Here is a 14,296-nt window from a genome sequence, read left to right as displayed (position 1 = left end):
GGTCAGATCTCATCCGGCGTGCGCAGGTTGGTCACCTTGATCCGCTCGCCCCGTTTGCGGTCTTTCTCAGCCGGCATGTCGGGACGGTAGATCCCCTGATCGCCGACGACCCAGGAGAGGGGGCGGCGTTCCTTGCCGATGGAATCCTGCAGCAGCATCAAGGCTTGCAGGAAGGCCTCGGGACGGGGCGGGCAGCCCGGAATATAGACGTCGACCGGCAGGAACTTGTCTACCCCCTGTACCACTGAATAGATGTCATACATGCCGCCCGAGTTGGCGCAGGCACCCATGGAAATGACCCACTTGGGCTCGAGCAACTGTTCATACAGTCGCTGGATCACCGGCGCCATCTTGATGAAGGGGGTCCCTGCAATCACCATGAAATCCGCCTGACGGGGCGAAGCCCGGATCACTTCGGCACCGAAGCGGGCCACGTCATGGGGGGAAGTGAAAGCGGTACACATCTCCACATAGCAGCAGGAGATGCCGAAGTTGTAGGGCCAGAGGGAGTTTTTGCGACCCCAGTTGACGGTGTCTTGCAGCACCTCCTCAAGACGCCCCATCATGATGCCGCGCGTCGCGTCTTGTGCCAGCGGGTCATCGACGGTCTGGCTCTGTTCCTGTGGATAGCGCTCAACGGGCGCATCCGGGTCAATCCGGGTCAGGGTGTACTTCATGGTGCAACCTCAAAGAGAGAATCAGTAAGTCAGTCAGGCTTCTTGTCGGTCAGGGCGCGTTTTTTCGGTGCCCAGTCGAGGGCGCCGATACGCCACAAGTAGAGGAGTCCTACCAGCAGCAAGCCGATAAAGATGGCGGCTTCGATGAAGCCGACCCAGCCGCTTTCCCGAACGGAAACAGACCAGGCAAACAGGTAAAGTGCTTCCACGTCGAAGATGACGAAGAACATGGCAACCAGATAGAACTTGGCGGAGAAGCGCAGGCGGGCGTTACCCACCGAATCGACGCCAGACTCGAAGGGCTTGTTTTTGGCACGGCCGTGGGCGCGGCCACCCAGCAGGGCGGCGAGGCCGATCATCACCAGACAGAGGCAGATGGCCGCAATGACATAAATGGCAAAAGCCCAATGTTGAACAGCAATATCAGCAAACATAGAGATTTTCCCTAACCAAATTAATCACGTGACTTAACAATAATGTTACGCATTATGGCACTTTCATACTGATTTACATGTCATTTCAGGGGATTAATAATTAATCGATGGGGGTAAAATCGTTTTTTGCTACAAGGGTCAATTTTCCCATTTGAGAATGATTTTCAACGGTTGGAACAAGCCCGCAAAACAGTGTTTCGTAGAGATGGGCAAAGGTGGCGGGTTTACACAGCGAGAGGGGAATGAAGGGAATTTGGTCGGGCAGAGGGGAGAGCGGCCAACACTGCAGCATGCAATCTTGGTAAGAGTAGAGGAAGGAGAGTCGGCAGCAGAGGATAGGCCGGCCCAAAAGCAAAAAACCGACCCTGAGGTCGGTTTTTTAAATTTGGCGGTGAGGGAGGGATTCGAACCCTCGATACGTTGCCGTATACACACTTTCCAGGCGTGCTCCTTCAGCCACTCGGACACCTCACCAAATTTTTACTGCTTTGAAGTGGCTTTCGGAGCACGCTGTGCGTGCTTTCTTGCCGACTTCGTCGGTGGGCAGCCTCTCGGACACCACACCAAATTTTTGACCAGAGTTTAACGTGCTCGGCCAACACTGAGTTCGCTGCGCTGTTGCGCCGGAACGGGGCGTAATTTAGGGGAAAGGGCTGTCTGGGTCAACCACTTTTCCCCTTATTTTTCATAATCTTTATCGAGCGGCTATCCCTTGAACAAAATGCCGGTATTTTAAACCCGATCAGGGCTTGTCCAGGATGATCAGGCTGTCAGGCAGCTCGTTTTGATCCCGGGTAGCCGGGAAGGCGTCGGTCAAGATGGCGCTGGTGCGCTCCACGCATTCGAGGAATCCCTGCTCCACCTCCTTGTTGCGTACCCGGCGGGTGAAGTCATCGATGATCGCCTGCCATTGGTCATTGTCGATATGCTGGGCGATGCCGTCATCCACCAGTATCTCTACATAGTGCTCGGCCACAGAGACGAAGATCAGCACCCCCAGCCTGTCACGGGTGCGGTGCAGCCCCTGCTCGACAAACTGCAGGCGCGCCATCAGGGCGGCTCTGTGCCTGCGTACCTTCTTCGGGATCAGGTACATTTTGATGGGAGTCCAGTGGAACAGTATGCTCAGCAGCAACCAGACTGACCACTGTGCCAGCAGTATCTCGTACCAGCCGAGCCAGAAGCCGAGTTCGAACACCAGCAGGGGGGTGAGCATGGCAATCAGGGCTGCCCACAGGGTGGGAATGTAGCGATAGCCGTCGCTGGCCGGGGCCAGTACTGTGACCAGCTCGGCGTCTGTTTCCAGCTCCGCCTCGCGAACCTTGGCCTGCAGGGTGTGAAAGAACTGTTTAGAAATCATGGTCTGTCTCTTTATTCCTGTTACCAACCACCGGAGGCACCACCGCCACCAAAACTGCCGCCGCCACCGCTGAAGCCACCGCCGCCACCTCCTCTGCCGCCGAAGCTACCGGCACCAAAACCACCGGCCAGAAAAGCCGCGCGGCGTCGACCACTGCCACCGCCCCCACCGCCTCCGCGCAGGTTATGCAGCACTATCATCACAATCACCATCAGAATGAACAGCCAGGGACCACCCAGCTTGTCCTCTTTCTTGGCGGTGTCCACTGGCTGATATTCACCCGCCAGTGCCTGCATGATGCTCTGGCTGCCGGCCACCACGCCCGCAACCATGTCGCCACGTTTAAAGGCGGGCAGGATCCGGGTCTGGATGATGTTGGCGGCAATGGCATCGGGCAGGGCACCCTCCAGCCCATAGCCCACTTCGATACGCACTTTGCGCTCATCTTGAGCAATCAACAGCAGCACACCGTTGTTCTTTCCCTTCTGGCCTATGCCCCAATGACGACCGAGCTGATAGCCGTACTCCTCTATGGTCTCGCCATCCAGGCTGTCGATGGACACCACTACCAGCTGGATGCCGCTGCGTTTTTCAAACGCGGCCAGTTGCTGGGTCAGCTGGTGGGCCTGCTTGCGGGACATCAGGTTTGCCTCGTCCACGACCCGGCCGCTGAGGGCCGGAAAGTCGGGAGCGGCTTGCAGTACTGCGGTCCAGAGCAACAGACAGGGCAGCAACCAGCGGGCAAGCTTGCTCATTGGAAGCTGACCTTGGGCGCCTCTTCAGCCCCGGGTTTGGCACTGAAACTCGGTTTGGCTTCGAGATCCGAATAGAGCAGCTTGGACCAGATGACGCCGGGGAAGGTGCGGATCTCGGTATTGAACTGGCGCACCGCCTCTATGTAGTCACGGCGTGCTACCGAGATGCGGTTCTCGGTGCCTTCCAGCTGCGCCTGCAGGGTGAGGAACTGCTGATCTGCCTTGAGATCCGGATAGCGTTCAACCACCACCATCAGGCGGGAGAGGGCACTGGAGAGCTGGTTCTGGGCCGCTTCAAACTCCTTGAGCTGGGCCGGATCGCTCACCTGCACACTGCCAACTCTGGCTCGGGCATCGGTGACCGCTTTGAGGGTCTCCTGCTCATGGCTGGCGTAGCCCTTGACGGTGGCCACCAGATTGGGAATGAGATCGGCGCGGCGCTGATACTGATTCTCGACCTGGCCCCAGCTCGCCTTGACCTGCTCATCCAGGGTCGGAATATTGTTCATGCCGCAGCCGGTCAATCCCAGCAGCAGGGTCAGTGTCAACAGGCTCTGCGTGGTGCTGCGCCAGAGTGAAGTGGCCATCTTGTTGTTCTCCATTGAAATTTCTAGCGGATATGGGCCCACCATACCAGCTTGGGGTCAGTTGCCACAACGGGCGGGCAGGATAGGCATTTTGTTGATACCGGAGACCTTGGGTAGCTGTGGCTTGTCCTTGAGCCAGGAGGCCAGCTCGGCGCCGCAGCCATTGCCGGGGGGAATGGGGGCTTGTGGCTCGCAATCCGGGCTGCCGACGGGGCAGCGCAACCGCACATGAAAGTGGCTGAAGTGGCCGACCCAGGGGCGCAGTTTAGCAACCCAGGGCTCATCGGCGGCCCGTTTGCACACCTCGCCCTTGATGACGGGGTTGATAAAGATGCGCGCCACCTCGGGCTTGCTGGCAGCCAGTCGCAACAGGTTCAGTTGCTCCGGGCCGAAGCGACCCGGCAATACCCGATAGCTGGGCTCGTCGATCAGCGCCCACTCCCTGGGGGCATCCTGCTCCCACTTGCTGATGGGGCGGTTGGCCATGCGAAACCAGATGTCGGCATCCAGGCCCGTCTGGTGACTGCGATGGCCCGAGGTAAAGGGGCCGCCGCGGGCCATCGCCAGATCGGCGATATAGAGATCCGGCATGCCAGCCATGCGAGTCTGGTTGGCCAGCCCCTGCAGATAGTGGATGAGGTCGGGATGACCGTAGTAACGCAACCGCTTGGTGCGGATCACCTGATACCCGGGTCCCTCCAGTGGCAGGGCCATGCCGTTTTTGAGGCAACCGGCGGCATAACCGCCGATCGCCTCGGCCTGCAGTACAGAGGCCAGTAACAGGGACGTCAGCATCAATGGGCTCCTTGTTTTGCTTCGAGTCGGCTGAGCAGCACAAACAGACTCAAACATATCAATAAATAGGCGGCTGCCACCAGTAGCCAGATTTCATAAATCAGCCCGCTGGAGTTGGCCATCTCGGTGCCGACGAAGGTGAGCTCTTGCACCGAAATGAGGGAAACGATAGCGGTATCCTTCACCAGTGCGATGAGCTGGCCGGTGAGGGGAGGCAGCATCAGCAACATGGCTTGGGGCAGGATCACCCGGCGCAGCCGCACCCGGGGCGAGAGCCCCAGACTCTGCGCCGCTTCCCACTGCCCTTTGGGCACGGCCGCGAGACCGGCACGGACTATCTCGGCGACGAAGGCGGCGCTGATCATGCCGACACAGAGGGTACCAGAGATGAGGTTCTCCCATCTGGCGGGCGGGCCCAGCAGCGCCTCTTGCCAGGGGGGAAGTGACAGAGTGCCGAGCCAGCGGGAGAGGCCGCTCGCCGGCAGTAATTGATTGGCGATAAAGAAGTAGAAAATGAAGATAAACACCAACGGCGGCAGATTGCGGATCAACTGGATGAACAGGGTCGCCGGCAACACCAGCCAGGGACGGCGGCTGAATGCCGCCAGACCCAGCGCAGTGCCCAGCAGTAGCGCCAGCACCATGCCGAGCAGGGCGATGCGCAAGGTGGTGAGCAAGCCGCTGAAAAAATAGGGCAGCTCACCCTGGGGGCCGCGCGTGAACAGCAGCTCGAAGGCGGCCTGCCAGTGCCATTGGTAGGCCACGCCAAGGTGCAATCTGCTGGCAAGCCACATGCCTGCCAGCAGCAGTATCAGCATGAGTATCCCATCGAGCCAGCCGACGGCTCGGGTGGCGCGTTTGATGGCAATCAGCATCAGGGATTGGCGACCTGGGCTTCCCATGCCAGCGACTTGAACCAGTAGTCATGACGGGCCTTGAGCCAGCCGTCGGCCTGACGGGCGGCGATCCACTCGTTGAACTGCTCGGCCAGGGCGTCATCCCCTTTGCGCAGGGCAAAGCCTTCGCTGCCTTGCGACAGCGGTTCGGCAAATGGCATAAAAAGAGCTTTGGGGTGGCGCAGTGTCTCTTGTTCCGGTTTCGGGGAAGAGGAGAGGGCGCCGTGGGCGCGGCCGTTCAGTACTTCCTGAAACACTTGGGATTCATCATCGAACTGGCGCAGGGTCGCCTTGGGGAAGTTCTCCTTGGCGACCTGCACCGGTGAGGCGCCACGGCGCACCGCCAGAATAACGCCGCGCTGATTGAAGTCGGACAGCGTCTTTTTGTCCTGGGCCTGCGCCTTTGAGGCGGCCAGCTGGATGCCTGAGTGGGAGTAGGCCTGAGTGAAGCGCACGCTCTTCTCCCGTTCGGGTGTGATGGTGAGGCCACCTATGATGACGTCATATTTTTTTGCCAGCAGGGAAGGAATGATGCCATCCCAGGCGGTGGGGACGAATTCGACCTGCCAGCCGTTGTCGGTGGCCAGGCGGCGGGCAACATCGATTTCGAAGCCGATGAGGACGCCTTGTTTGTCGCGCATTGCCCAGGGGGCAAAGGTGGACATGCCAACCCGCAGGGTGCCGCTTTGTTCTATCTGCGCCAGGGTGGCAGATGCCTCGCCTTCTGCCTGGGCAGGGGTAAAGAGAGCGGTAAAGAGCAGGGCTGCGCCCGACAGGGCGGTTTTGAACGAGAGTGACATGGTTAGCGTCCTTGTTGTTCCGGATCCAGATGACGGGCGAGCGCCCGCGAACAGGCTGACAGTGTCAGCGTCAACAGCAAATAGAGGGCGGCCACGGTGAACCACACCTCAAAGGTGAGGAAGGTATCGGCCACCAGAGTACGCCCTTCGTTGGTGAGATCGAAGATGGCGATGACACTCACCAGCGCCGAGTGCTTGATGAGGGACACCAGCTCGTTGGTGAGCGGAGGCAGCACGATACGAACCAGTTGCGGCAGTATCACTTTGCGCAGTGTGATGGCCCGTGACAAACCAAGAGAGCGTGCTGCCTCCCACTGTCCGCTGGGGATGGCCTGTATTCCTGCTCGCAATACTTCGGCGGTGAAGGCCCCCTGATAGAGGGAGAGACTCAGCACGGCGCAGGCGAGCGGGGCCAGTCCCAACATGGGGCCCAGCAGAAAATAGAGGATGTAGAGTTGCACCAGCTGGGGAGTGGTGCGCACCAGCGCCAGATAGGTGACGGCAAGCCAGGGGCCCAGGCGAGAGGGAAGCAGACGCAGGCTGACGACGGAACACCCGACGACCAGGGTGCCTGCCAGACTGAGCAAGGCGACTTGCAGGGTGACCAGCAAGCCGCTGAGCAGTGGGCCAGGGTAGAAGTCGCCATCTTCCCACTCCCCGAGAAAGGGGCCGACCCGCTGCCACTGCCACTCATAACCCATCTGATGGGCGCCACTGTAGAGCACCCAGCCCAGCAGCAGGATCAGCAACAGGATTGCCAGCAGCCAGCTGGCGAGGCGGGTGGGTCGGGTATCAGCCATGGTAGCTGAGCACCTGCTCGAGAAAGGCACGGGTTCTCGGGTGGGCAGGCGTGCTGAACAGCTGGGCCGGCGGGGCGGATTCGATGATCTTGCCCTCATCCATGAAGAGCACCCGATCCGCCACCTGGCGGGCGAACCCCATCTCGTGGGTGACGCAGATAAGCGTCATTCCCTCGTCAGCCAGCTCGCGGATCACATCCAGTACCTCGCGGATCATCTCGGGATCGAGGGCCGAGGTAGGCTCATCAAACAGCATCAGTTCCGGCTGCATGCAGAGGGAGCGGGCGATGGCCACGCGCTGTTGCTGGCCACCTGAGAGCTGGTGGGGGTACTTGTCGGCCTGGGCCTGAATGCGTACACGTTCCAGCAGGCCGAGGGCACGGTTTTTGGCTGCTTGCGTGCTCAGTCCCAGCGTATGCACAGGTGCCACCATCAGGTTTTCCAGCACCGTCATATGGGGGAACAGGTTGAACTGCTGAAACACCATGCCGACTCGCCCTTGCAGGCGACGCAGGTAGGCGGGGGTAACGGGCTCGCCAAACAGGAACAGCTGGCCGCTGTCTATCCCCTCCAGGCCATTGATGGTGCGGATCAGCGTGGATTTTCCCGAGCCTGACGGGCCGCAGATAACCCACTTCTCCCCCCGCGCTATGGTGAGGTCAATCTGATGCAGGGCCTGGAAGTCACCGTAGAATTTGTTGACGCCACAAAAGCGCACACAGGGCTGCGAGCTGGTCAAGAAACAAGTCCCATTGAGTATCCTTGATGCCATGGTATTGATTTTATAGGGGGATGACAAAGAAAACCCCCTTGTCAGTCCCGTGAGGTCTATTCACAATGGCGCCATTTCACGGTCACAGGAACCTTTCATGCGAATTACATCCTTGCTGGCAACCCCCGGGGTTCGCTTGCTGATGCCGCCGGCAATGCCCTATCGCTGCGTCATTTTTCTGTTGTTGCTGACGAGTTGGGGCGTGGTGGCTGCCTCCTTGTGGTATGGACGGGGTGCCATGGGGTTGCTCCACTGGGTTGGGGTGAGCTTCGGGGGCATCACAGGGATCCTGGTCTCTCTGCCACGCAGTTGGCAACGCTGGCGGCTGGCCGAACTGGGTTGGGATGACGAGCACCTCTATCTGCTCAACGGCAGCGATGATCAGGCCCTGGCCTTGCCTAAAACGGCGCTGGTGGCCATCGAACGGGAGTACAAGGTAGGTCATGACGGTCAGTGGCTGGCGTTCAGTCTGGACCTTAGGCTCGATGGTGCGCAGCTTGCTGCGGCGACCACACTGATGGGGCTGGGCCGCGAAGGGACCCATGAGGTAGCCCCTGGCATCTACCGCTTTGGCTTTAAACGAGCCTGGCATAGCCGCCGGGCGATCAAGGGTATGCTGAACGAGCTGCTCCCGGTTTGAGCTGACTATTTTCTCGACAATCCATCTCAAAGCTCAGATACTGCCAGTGACTCGAATTGATCTTGCCTGTTCTGTTCACCCAAGAGATCAATGACTTGAGTGAGCAGAACGGGGAGTGCCAAGGCATGACGCCCTGGCAGGTCCGGCATGGGGGTTGTGCCCTTACCTTTGTGTTGGTGATGGGATAGAGAAGGCACCTTGAATCGAGAGTGGATGGCATGAAGATTTACGTAGGTAATCTGTCGTACCGGATGACGGCCGACGAACTGACAACCGTGTTCAGCCAATTTGGACAGGTAGACAAGGTCGATATCATCATCGACCGAGATACCGGTCAGTCCAAGGGGTTTGGCTTTATTGAAATGCCTGTTAATGGCGATGCCGAAAAGGCCATCGCCGGTTTGCATGGCACCGAGATCGGTGGCCGTACCATCACAGTCAACCAAGCCAAACCGAAGACAGATGCACCACGTGGTCGCCCCCAGCGTCATCGTTGAGTTGCCTCGTTAATGCAAAACGGCATGGGTTTTCCCATGCCGTTTTTGTTTGCGCGCGATTGGGCCATCAAGCAGGGGTCAGGGTACGTCGTAACCAAGCGCCGTCTTGCGAATGCGGAACCACTGCTGGCGAGTGAGCGCTATGGACTCGGCTGCCACGGCAGCGGCAATCCGCTCCCGCTTGCCTGAGCCAATCAGCGGCAGCGGCTGGCTCGGCAGCATCATTACCCAGGCGTACACCAGTTGCTCTATGTTCTGGGCTCCCACTTCATGACGGATCTGCTCGAGCTCGGCGCGCAGCGGCGCATACTCCTGGCCATCGAACAGGCGTCCGCCACCCAGGCAGGACCAGGCCATGGGCTTGATGCGCAGTTGCTGACAGAGATCCAGGGTGCCATCCAGCGTCGTGCTCTGATTCAGGGGCGATATCTCCAGCTGATTGGTGACCAGCGGGAAGGGCAGGCGGGACTGCAGCAGCTCGAACTGGCGGGCACTGAAGTTGGACACCCCCAGATGTTTCACCTTGCCCGCCTGCTTGAGGCTGATAAAGGCATCGGCCACCTCATCGGCATCCATCAGGGGGTCCGGACGGTGGATCAGCAACAAATCCAGGTGATCGGTCGCGAGTTTGCGCAGGGAGTCCTCGGCACTGGCGATAATGTGCGCCTTGCCGGTGTTATAGTGGTTGAGGGCATGTTCAGGCTTGGCGGTGAGGGCGATGCCACACTTGCTGACGATTTCCATCCGGTCACGCAAGGAGGGTTCCAGGCGCAGGGCATTGCCAAATGCCTCTTCGCACTGGTAGCCACCATAGATATCGGCGTGATCTATGGTGGTCACCCCCAGGTCCAGGTGGTACTTCATCAGATCGAGCAGGGCGGCCGGGGAGAGCTGCCACTCCATCAGACGCCAGTAGCCCATGATAAGGCGAGAGAAGGTCGGGCCCTGGGCGTGCAGGGCGAGGCGAGATACAGACATGGGTGACTCCTTGGGGAATAAATGCTGCCAGCATCTTGGTCTCTTCTGCCTGGCAAGGCAATAATGTGGTTTTTGTTCATTCGAACTTTAGTTCTGACGGGATTTATGATGGACGGATTTGCCGCGCGGTTGCAGAGTCTGATCGGGGAGGGCAGTGTCAGCGCTTTCGCCCGCAAGGTGGGTTTGAGTGAAGCCCTGATACGCAAGTACCTGAAGGGAGCCGAGCCCGGCCTTGGCAAGGCAAACCAGATTGCCATGGGAGCCAACTGTTCGCTGGAGTGGCTCGCCACCGGTTGTGGCTACCTTTATCGACAGGCGGAAGTGGTGGATCGGGAGGCGTTGGCCGCCGCCGGCACCCTGTTGCAGGAGCTGGTTCCCGAGCAATCCCTGCCAGATGAAAAACAGCTGGTCACCCTGCTCGCGTATTACCAGTTCTTGCGCAGCCACAAGAAGGCAGATGGTTTTCTGGATCTGGCGCTGGCACGGGAATTTGGCAAACATCTGGGTGAGGCATAAAGCCGTATGGGGGTTGCCGCCCCCCTTGGCGGCAAGCGGTCATTATTCTGATAACCTCTAAACAGGCAGTCAATCCAGGGAGAGGGTGATGGGCTATCTGATCTTGGGCAGTGGTGGATTGGGCACGGCGCTGGCCAGGGAGCTGTCAGCCCGTGGCGAGGAGCTGGTACTGGCGGGCAGGCAACTGCCAAAAGGGCTGGATCCGGCCTGCTACTTTCCGTTGCAGGAGGTGGATCCGCTCTCTTTCGATGCGCTGTTCACCCTCTATGACACAGTCGCCCTGCCGAGCGTGGTGATCAACACCATAGGCCTGTTGCACGATATCAACTTCATGCCGGAGAAGCGGGTTGAGGAGGTCAATCCCAAGTGGCTGTGTGACAGCCTGCTGGCCAATGCCTGGCCCACCCTGGCCGTGGCTGCCCGGCTTGGCCGCCTGATGGCGGAGGATAGCCGAGTCTGGCTCTGTGCCATTTCTGATCTGGCGGGAGCCATAGGCGCAAATGAACAAGGGGAACGTTACAGCTACCGCATGAGCAAGGCGGCCCTCAACATGGGGGTCAGGACCCTTGCCCATGAGTGGGCGCGCAGTTTCCCGCAAGCTGGCGTTATTGCCGTGGCTCCCGGGCTGATGGATTCCCCGATGAACACTCCCTTCTTGACGGAGCTGCCAGCAGAACAGTGGCAGAACCCAGCCGAGGTCGCCGTCAAACTGCTTAATCTACTCAATGGATTATCTTTGAACCAATCGGGACAACTCTTGGATCTGAATGGGGTGCCCTTGCCTTGGTAAACCGTTTTGTCACTCTGGCTGAGTCAACTCGGATAGTCTCCTGCCACTGGAGCTGGCGGTTAATTCAGATCCCCGTCGAGTGCTTCAGATAACCATCCCAAGTAGAAGAGCATCTGCTGGAAACAAGATAACCAGGATTTCACGTTATCTTTTGACAGATTGTGCAACTAGCCAATACCACCCGGGTTCAGGGTATGGTTAATAGATGACACGCGGGTCTGTCTGTAAAAGACTAAACCGGCTGTCCTGTTCCCTTCATGCGTTTAAATGCCAGACGAATCTGCTTTTCGGTTTCAATAATGGTAAACAGCGCGACACCAATGGCAATGACCAAGACGCCATCCCAGAAGGGGATTGACTCTGTGGCGAATATGGCCTGCATCACAGGCAAATAGGTGATGGCGAATTGTGCAATGACAATGATGATAACGGTTGTCCATCCTGTCTTGGTTCCTCTCACCGCTTGCCATGTCAGCGACGTGCCATAGATATTGCGGATGAAGAACATATGGAAGATTTCCATCACTACCAGTGTATTCACCGCCAGTGTGCGGGCGAGCTCGACAGAATAGCCGCTATCCATGGCGTATGAATAGATCCCATACACACCGCAGAGAAAAAGTAGAGAAACCAATGCGATGTGCCATACCAGCTCGCCACTTAAGATAGGCTCATGGCGAGGGCGTGGTGGGCGACGCATGGTATTTTCTTCGGTCGGCTCAAACGCCAGCGCAATGCCGAGGGTGACCGCCGTGATAAGGTTGACCCACAAAATCTGAATCGGCGTGATGGGCAGTGTGACACCAAGCAACAGCGCTATGATGATGGTCATGGCTTCGCCTGCGTTGGTGGGCAGTGTCCAGCTGATCACTTTCTTTATATTGTCATACACGGTTCGCCCTTCGCGCACTGCGGCGACAATGGAGGCGAAGTTATCATCCGCCAGTACCAATTCGGCGGCTTCCTTGGCGGCTTCCGAGCCCTTTTTTCCCATTGCAATACCGGCATCGGCACGCTTCAGGGCAGGGGCATCGTTCACCCCGTCTCCCGTCATCGCGACCGTCATGCCGTGGGATTGCAAAGCCATTACCAGCCGCAATTTATGCTCAGGGCTGGTACGGGCGAAAATATCGCAGTGCAAAACGGCTTGTTGTAGTGATGCATCATCCATGCTGTCAAGGTCTGCGCCAGTGAGTACCTTGTCAGCGTTTTGCAGGCCAACCTGCTTGCCAATGGCCGCCGCTGTCTTGGCGTGATCGCCGGTGATCATCTTCACCCGAATGCCTGCACAGTGACATTCTGCCACGGCCGTTACTGCCTCGGTACGCGGCGGGTCAATCATACCTACCATGCCCAGCAATGTGAGCGTGCCTTCAACCTCGCTGTGTTCCAATACAGTGTGCTCGGGTTTGACCGATTTCACGGCGAAGGCCAGCACACGTTGTCCGCGTGCGGCAATGCCTTCTGCTCTGTCGTTCCAGTAGGCCGTATTGAGTGCTTCTGTCTTGTTGTTGGTACTGCGCTGATCCGCGCACATGACAAGGATCCGCTCTGGCGCACCTTTGACGAATATAAACCCATGGCGTTCGTGATCATGGTTCAGGGTTGCCATGAAGCGGTGTTTGGCATCGAAGGGAATAGCATCAGTACGTGTCCAGGCTGCCTGCTCCTTGCGAATATCCATCTCCATTTTTCCAGAGAAGGCAAGCAGCGCCCCTTCCATTGGGTCACCTTCTACTGTCCACACCTGCTCATGCTCGCGTAAGGCGGCATCGTTGCAAAGTGTGGCTGCGCGGGCCAGTTCTTCCAATACGGCATGTTCAGACGGTGCAATCCGAGCCTCCTCGTGTGTCAAGGCGCCTTCAGGCGCATAACCTTCGCCCTCCAGCGTGAACATATGCTGATGGGTTAGCACTGAGGCTACCATCATTTCGTTGCGGGTCAGGGTGCCGGTTTTATCAGTGCAGATGACGGACACAGAGCCGAGGGTTTCAATCGCTGGCAGGTGGCGCACAATCGCATTGCGCTTCGCCATGGCTTGTACGCCCACGGCAAGAGTGATGGTGAGCACTGCGGGCAAGCCTTCGGGGATGGCGGCAACTGACAACCCCACCACCGCTATGAACATGCTGGTAAAGTCTTGATGTCCGACAAAGTAACCATATCCGAGCAACAACGATGCGATCAGCAGGATCAGTATGGTGAGCCATTTGGCAAATACACCCATCTGTTGCACCAGAGGGGTTGTGAGCACGTCTACACCTGAAAGCAGGCCACTGATGCGTCCTATCTCGGTACTAGCTCCCGTCGCGACGACGACACCTTTACCTTGTCCGCTGGTCACCATGGTGCCGGAGAACACCATGCAGCAGCGGTCACCGAGCGGTGCGTTCTCCACCACTGGTTCACAGTGTTTTTCTACCGGCACAGATTCACCGGTCAGAATCGCCTCCTGCACCGACAATCCGAGCGCTGTGAGTAGCCGCAGATCGGCAGGCACCTTGTCGCCAGCCTCCAGCAATACAATATCGCCAGGAACAAGTTGATCGCCTGCAATACTGAGGCGCTGCCCATCGCGAATGACATTCGCATTGGGTGCCAGCATATGGCGGATGGCATCCATCGCTTTTTCTGACTTGCCCTCCTGAATGAAGCCGATCAGAGCATTGGCGATGACGACGGCCAGAATCACACCCGTATCAACCCAGTGCTCCAGTGCGGCAGTCACCACAGTGCAAGCAAGCAGGACATAAATGAGAATATTGTGGAAATGCAGCAAGAAGCGTATGAAGTCGCTACGCCTGGCCGTCTGCGGCAAGCGATTTTCGCCGTATTTGGCCAGTCGAACACTGGCTTCGTTCTGGCTCAGACCTGAGCAGGAAGATGCTTGTCGCTTGAGGGCACAATCTGATGTGATGCTATGGAAGGTGCGAACAAGTCCCTGATATGAGATCATGTTTGTCATCTGGAGCCATGGAACAGGGTTCATCATGAGTCAT

At 58.3% G+C, this 14,296-nt stretch carries 16 protein-coding genes and 1 tRNA gene; 4 read left to right on the top strand and 13 right to left on the bottom strand.

The features are described 5' to 3' along the window. Window positions 1–2: 2 nt before the first annotated feature. The 11 genes from OKC28_RS20300 to OKC28_RS20250 all read right to left on the bottom strand — a co-directional run bounded on the left by OKC28_RS20300 (window position 3) and on the right by OKC28_RS20250 (window position 7,876). The gene (locus OKC28_RS20300) at window positions 3–677 is read right to left on the bottom strand and encodes a NuoB/complex I 20 kDa subunit family protein (RefSeq protein ID WP_005314925.1); all 675 of its coding nucleotides are present in this window, start codon (window positions 675–677) and stop codon (window positions 3–5) included. A gap of 29 nt (window positions 678–706) precedes the next feature. Then, the gene (locus OKC28_RS20295; protein WP_021140926.1) at window positions 707–1,111 is read right to left on the bottom strand and encodes an NADH-quinone oxidoreductase subunit A; all 405 of its coding nucleotides are present in this window, start codon (window positions 1,109–1,111) and stop codon (window positions 707–709) included. A 386-nt stretch (window positions 1,112–1,497) separates the two neighbouring features. After that, a tRNA-Ser gene (locus OKC28_RS20290) sits at window positions 1,498–1,585 on the bottom strand. A 268-nt stretch (window positions 1,586–1,853) separates the two neighbouring features. Continuing rightward, a complete protein-coding gene (locus OKC28_RS20285; RefSeq protein WP_005314938.1) occupies window positions 1,854–2,471 on the bottom strand; it encodes a TPM domain-containing protein in 618 nt (205 codons plus the stop codon). Between the two features lie 20 nt (window positions 2,472–2,491). Further along, window positions 2,492–3,226 carry a TPM domain-containing protein gene (locus OKC28_RS20280; protein ID WP_219598833.1) on the bottom strand — a complete coding sequence of 245 codons (735 nt, stop codon included), beginning with the start codon at window positions 3,224–3,226 and terminating at the stop codon, window positions 2,492–2,494. Further along, window positions 3,223–3,828, bottom strand: coding sequence for a LemA family protein (locus tag OKC28_RS20275; RefSeq protein WP_005314946.1), 606 nt, complete (start codon window positions 3,826–3,828; stop codon window positions 3,223–3,225). The genes OKC28_RS20280 and OKC28_RS20275 overlap by 4 nt, the downstream gene beginning before the upstream one ends. A 42-nt stretch (window positions 3,829–3,870) precedes the next feature. Next, window positions 3,871–4,608, bottom strand: coding sequence for a penicillin-insensitive murein endopeptidase (mepA, locus tag OKC28_RS20270; RefSeq protein WP_096119313.1), 738 nt, complete (start codon window positions 4,606–4,608; stop codon window positions 3,871–3,873). Continuing rightward, complete coding sequence (locus OKC28_RS20265) at window positions 4,608–5,483, bottom strand: amino acid ABC transporter permease (protein WP_309266888.1); 876 nt, start codon at window positions 5,481–5,483, stop codon at window positions 4,608–4,610. The genes mepA and OKC28_RS20265 overlap by 1 nt, the downstream gene beginning before the upstream one ends. Continuing rightward, the gene (locus OKC28_RS20260) at window positions 5,483–6,304 is read right to left on the bottom strand and encodes a transporter substrate-binding domain-containing protein (protein ID WP_270691024.1); all 822 of its coding nucleotides are present in this window, start codon (window positions 6,302–6,304) and stop codon (window positions 5,483–5,485) included. Before OKC28_RS20260 ends, OKC28_RS20265 begins: the two co-directional genes overlap by 1 nt. A 2-nt stretch (window positions 6,305–6,306) precedes the next feature. Next, complete coding sequence (locus OKC28_RS20255; RefSeq protein WP_017411548.1) at window positions 6,307–7,104, bottom strand: amino acid ABC transporter permease; 798 nt, start codon at window positions 7,102–7,104, stop codon at window positions 6,307–6,309. After that, window positions 7,097–7,876 (bottom strand): amino acid ABC transporter ATP-binding protein, encoded by a 780-nt coding sequence (locus OKC28_RS20250; RefSeq protein WP_256683966.1) that lies wholly within the window; start codon window positions 7,874–7,876, stop codon window positions 7,097–7,099. The genes OKC28_RS20255 and OKC28_RS20250 overlap by 8 nt, the downstream gene beginning before the upstream one ends. Before the next feature lie 97 nt (window positions 7,877–7,973). Here OKC28_RS20250 and OKC28_RS20245 point away from each other — a divergent pair, with 97 nt between their 5' ends. Then, window positions 7,974–8,516: a hypothetical protein gene (locus OKC28_RS20245; RefSeq protein ID WP_256683964.1), complete on the top strand. Its 543-nt coding sequence runs from the start codon at window positions 7,974–7,976 to the stop codon at window positions 8,514–8,516. Window positions 8,517–8,734: 218 nt separating this feature from the next. Next, complete coding sequence (locus tag OKC28_RS20240; RefSeq protein WP_011898630.1) at window positions 8,735–9,013, top strand: RNA recognition motif domain-containing protein; 279 nt, start codon at window positions 8,735–8,737, stop codon at window positions 9,011–9,013. A 78-nt stretch (window positions 9,014–9,091) separates the two neighbouring features. On the opposite strand, the gene OKC28_RS20235 is transcribed toward OKC28_RS20240, so the two are convergent. Beyond that, the gene (locus tag OKC28_RS20235; protein ID WP_256683962.1) at window positions 9,092–9,991 is read right to left on the bottom strand and encodes an aldo/keto reductase; all 900 of its coding nucleotides are present in this window, start codon (window positions 9,989–9,991) and stop codon (window positions 9,092–9,094) included. Window positions 9,992–10,099: 108 nt separating this feature from the next. Here OKC28_RS20235 and OKC28_RS20230 point away from each other — a divergent pair, with 108 nt between their 5' ends. Together OKC28_RS20230 and OKC28_RS20225 are read left to right on the top strand one after the other, a co-directional pair. Continuing rightward, window positions 10,100–10,507 carry a hypothetical protein gene (locus tag OKC28_RS20230; protein WP_005314974.1) on the top strand — a complete coding sequence of 136 codons (408 nt, stop codon included), beginning with the start codon at window positions 10,100–10,102 and terminating at the stop codon, window positions 10,505–10,507. Window positions 10,508–10,595: 88 nt separating this feature from the next. Continuing rightward, a complete protein-coding gene (locus tag OKC28_RS20225; RefSeq protein ID WP_099992859.1) occupies window positions 10,596–11,297 on the top strand; it encodes an SDR family oxidoreductase in 702 nt (233 codons plus the stop codon). Between the two features lie 232 nt (window positions 11,298–11,529). Here OKC28_RS20225 and OKC28_RS20220 read toward each other — a convergent pair whose 3' ends face one another. Continuing rightward, entirely contained in the window at window positions 11,530–14,214 is a 2,685-nt protein-coding gene (locus OKC28_RS20220) for a cation-transporting P-type ATPase (protein WP_270691028.1), read from the bottom strand. Window positions 14,215–14,296: the final 82 nt, after the last annotated feature.

The sequence above is a fragment of the Aeromonas sp. D3 genome (genome assembly GCF_027705025.1).
In the GTDB taxonomy this organism is placed as follows: Bacteria; Pseudomonadota; Gammaproteobacteria; order Enterobacterales; family Aeromonadaceae; genus Aeromonas; species Aeromonas salmonicida.
Note: the sequence above shows the minus strand (reverse complement) of the source record. Positions and strands in the feature narration are given on the sequence as shown.

Bases quoted from the DNA above. Each gene is read 5' to 3' on its own strand.
- OKC28_RS20300 (WP_005314925.1), bottom strand. From the start codon at position 677: ATGAAGTACACCCTGACCCGGATTGACCCGGATGCGCCCGTTGAGCGC.
- OKC28_RS20295 (WP_021140926.1), bottom strand. From the start codon at position 1,111: ATGTTTGCTGATATTGCTGTTCAACATTGGGCTTTTGCCATTTATGTC.
- OKC28_RS20285 (WP_005314938.1), bottom strand. From the start codon at position 2,471: ATGATTTCTAAACAGTTCTTTCACACCCTGCAGGCCAAGGTTCGCGAG.
- OKC28_RS20280 (WP_219598833.1), bottom strand. From the start codon at position 3,226: ATGAGCAAGCTTGCCCGCTGGTTGCTGCCCTGTCTGTTGCTCTGGACC.
- OKC28_RS20275 (WP_005314946.1), bottom strand. From the start codon at position 3,828: ATGGAGAACAACAAGATGGCCACTTCACTCTGGCGCAGCACCACGCAG.
- mepA (WP_096119313.1), bottom strand. From the start codon at position 4,608: ATGCTGACGTCCCTGTTACTGGCCTCTGTACTGCAGGCCGAGGCGATC.
- OKC28_RS20265 (WP_309266888.1), bottom strand. From the start codon at position 5,483: ATGCTGATTGCCATCAAACGCGCCACCCGAGCCGTCGGCTGGCTCGAT.
- OKC28_RS20260 (WP_270691024.1), bottom strand. From the start codon at position 6,304: ATGTCACTCTCGTTCAAAACCGCCCTGTCGGGCGCAGCCCTGCTCTTT.
- OKC28_RS20255 (WP_017411548.1), bottom strand. From the start codon at position 7,104: ATGGCTGATACCCGACCCACCCGCCTCGCCAGCTGGCTGCTGGCAATC.
- OKC28_RS20250 (WP_256683966.1), bottom strand. From the start codon at position 7,876: ATGGCATCAAGGATACTCAATGGGACTTGTTTCTTGACCAGCTCGCAG.
- OKC28_RS20245 (WP_256683964.1), top strand. From the start codon at position 7,974: ATGCGAATTACATCCTTGCTGGCAACCCCCGGGGTTCGCTTGCTGATG.
- OKC28_RS20240 (WP_011898630.1), top strand. From the start codon at position 8,735: ATGAAGATTTACGTAGGTAATCTGTCGTACCGGATGACGGCCGACGAA.
- OKC28_RS20235 (WP_256683962.1), bottom strand. From the start codon at position 9,991: ATGTCTGTATCTCGCCTCGCCCTGCACGCCCAGGGCCCGACCTTCTCT.
- OKC28_RS20230 (WP_005314974.1), top strand. From the start codon at position 10,100: ATGGACGGATTTGCCGCGCGGTTGCAGAGTCTGATCGGGGAGGGCAGT.
- OKC28_RS20225 (WP_099992859.1), top strand. From the start codon at position 10,596: ATGGGCTATCTGATCTTGGGCAGTGGTGGATTGGGCACGGCGCTGGCC.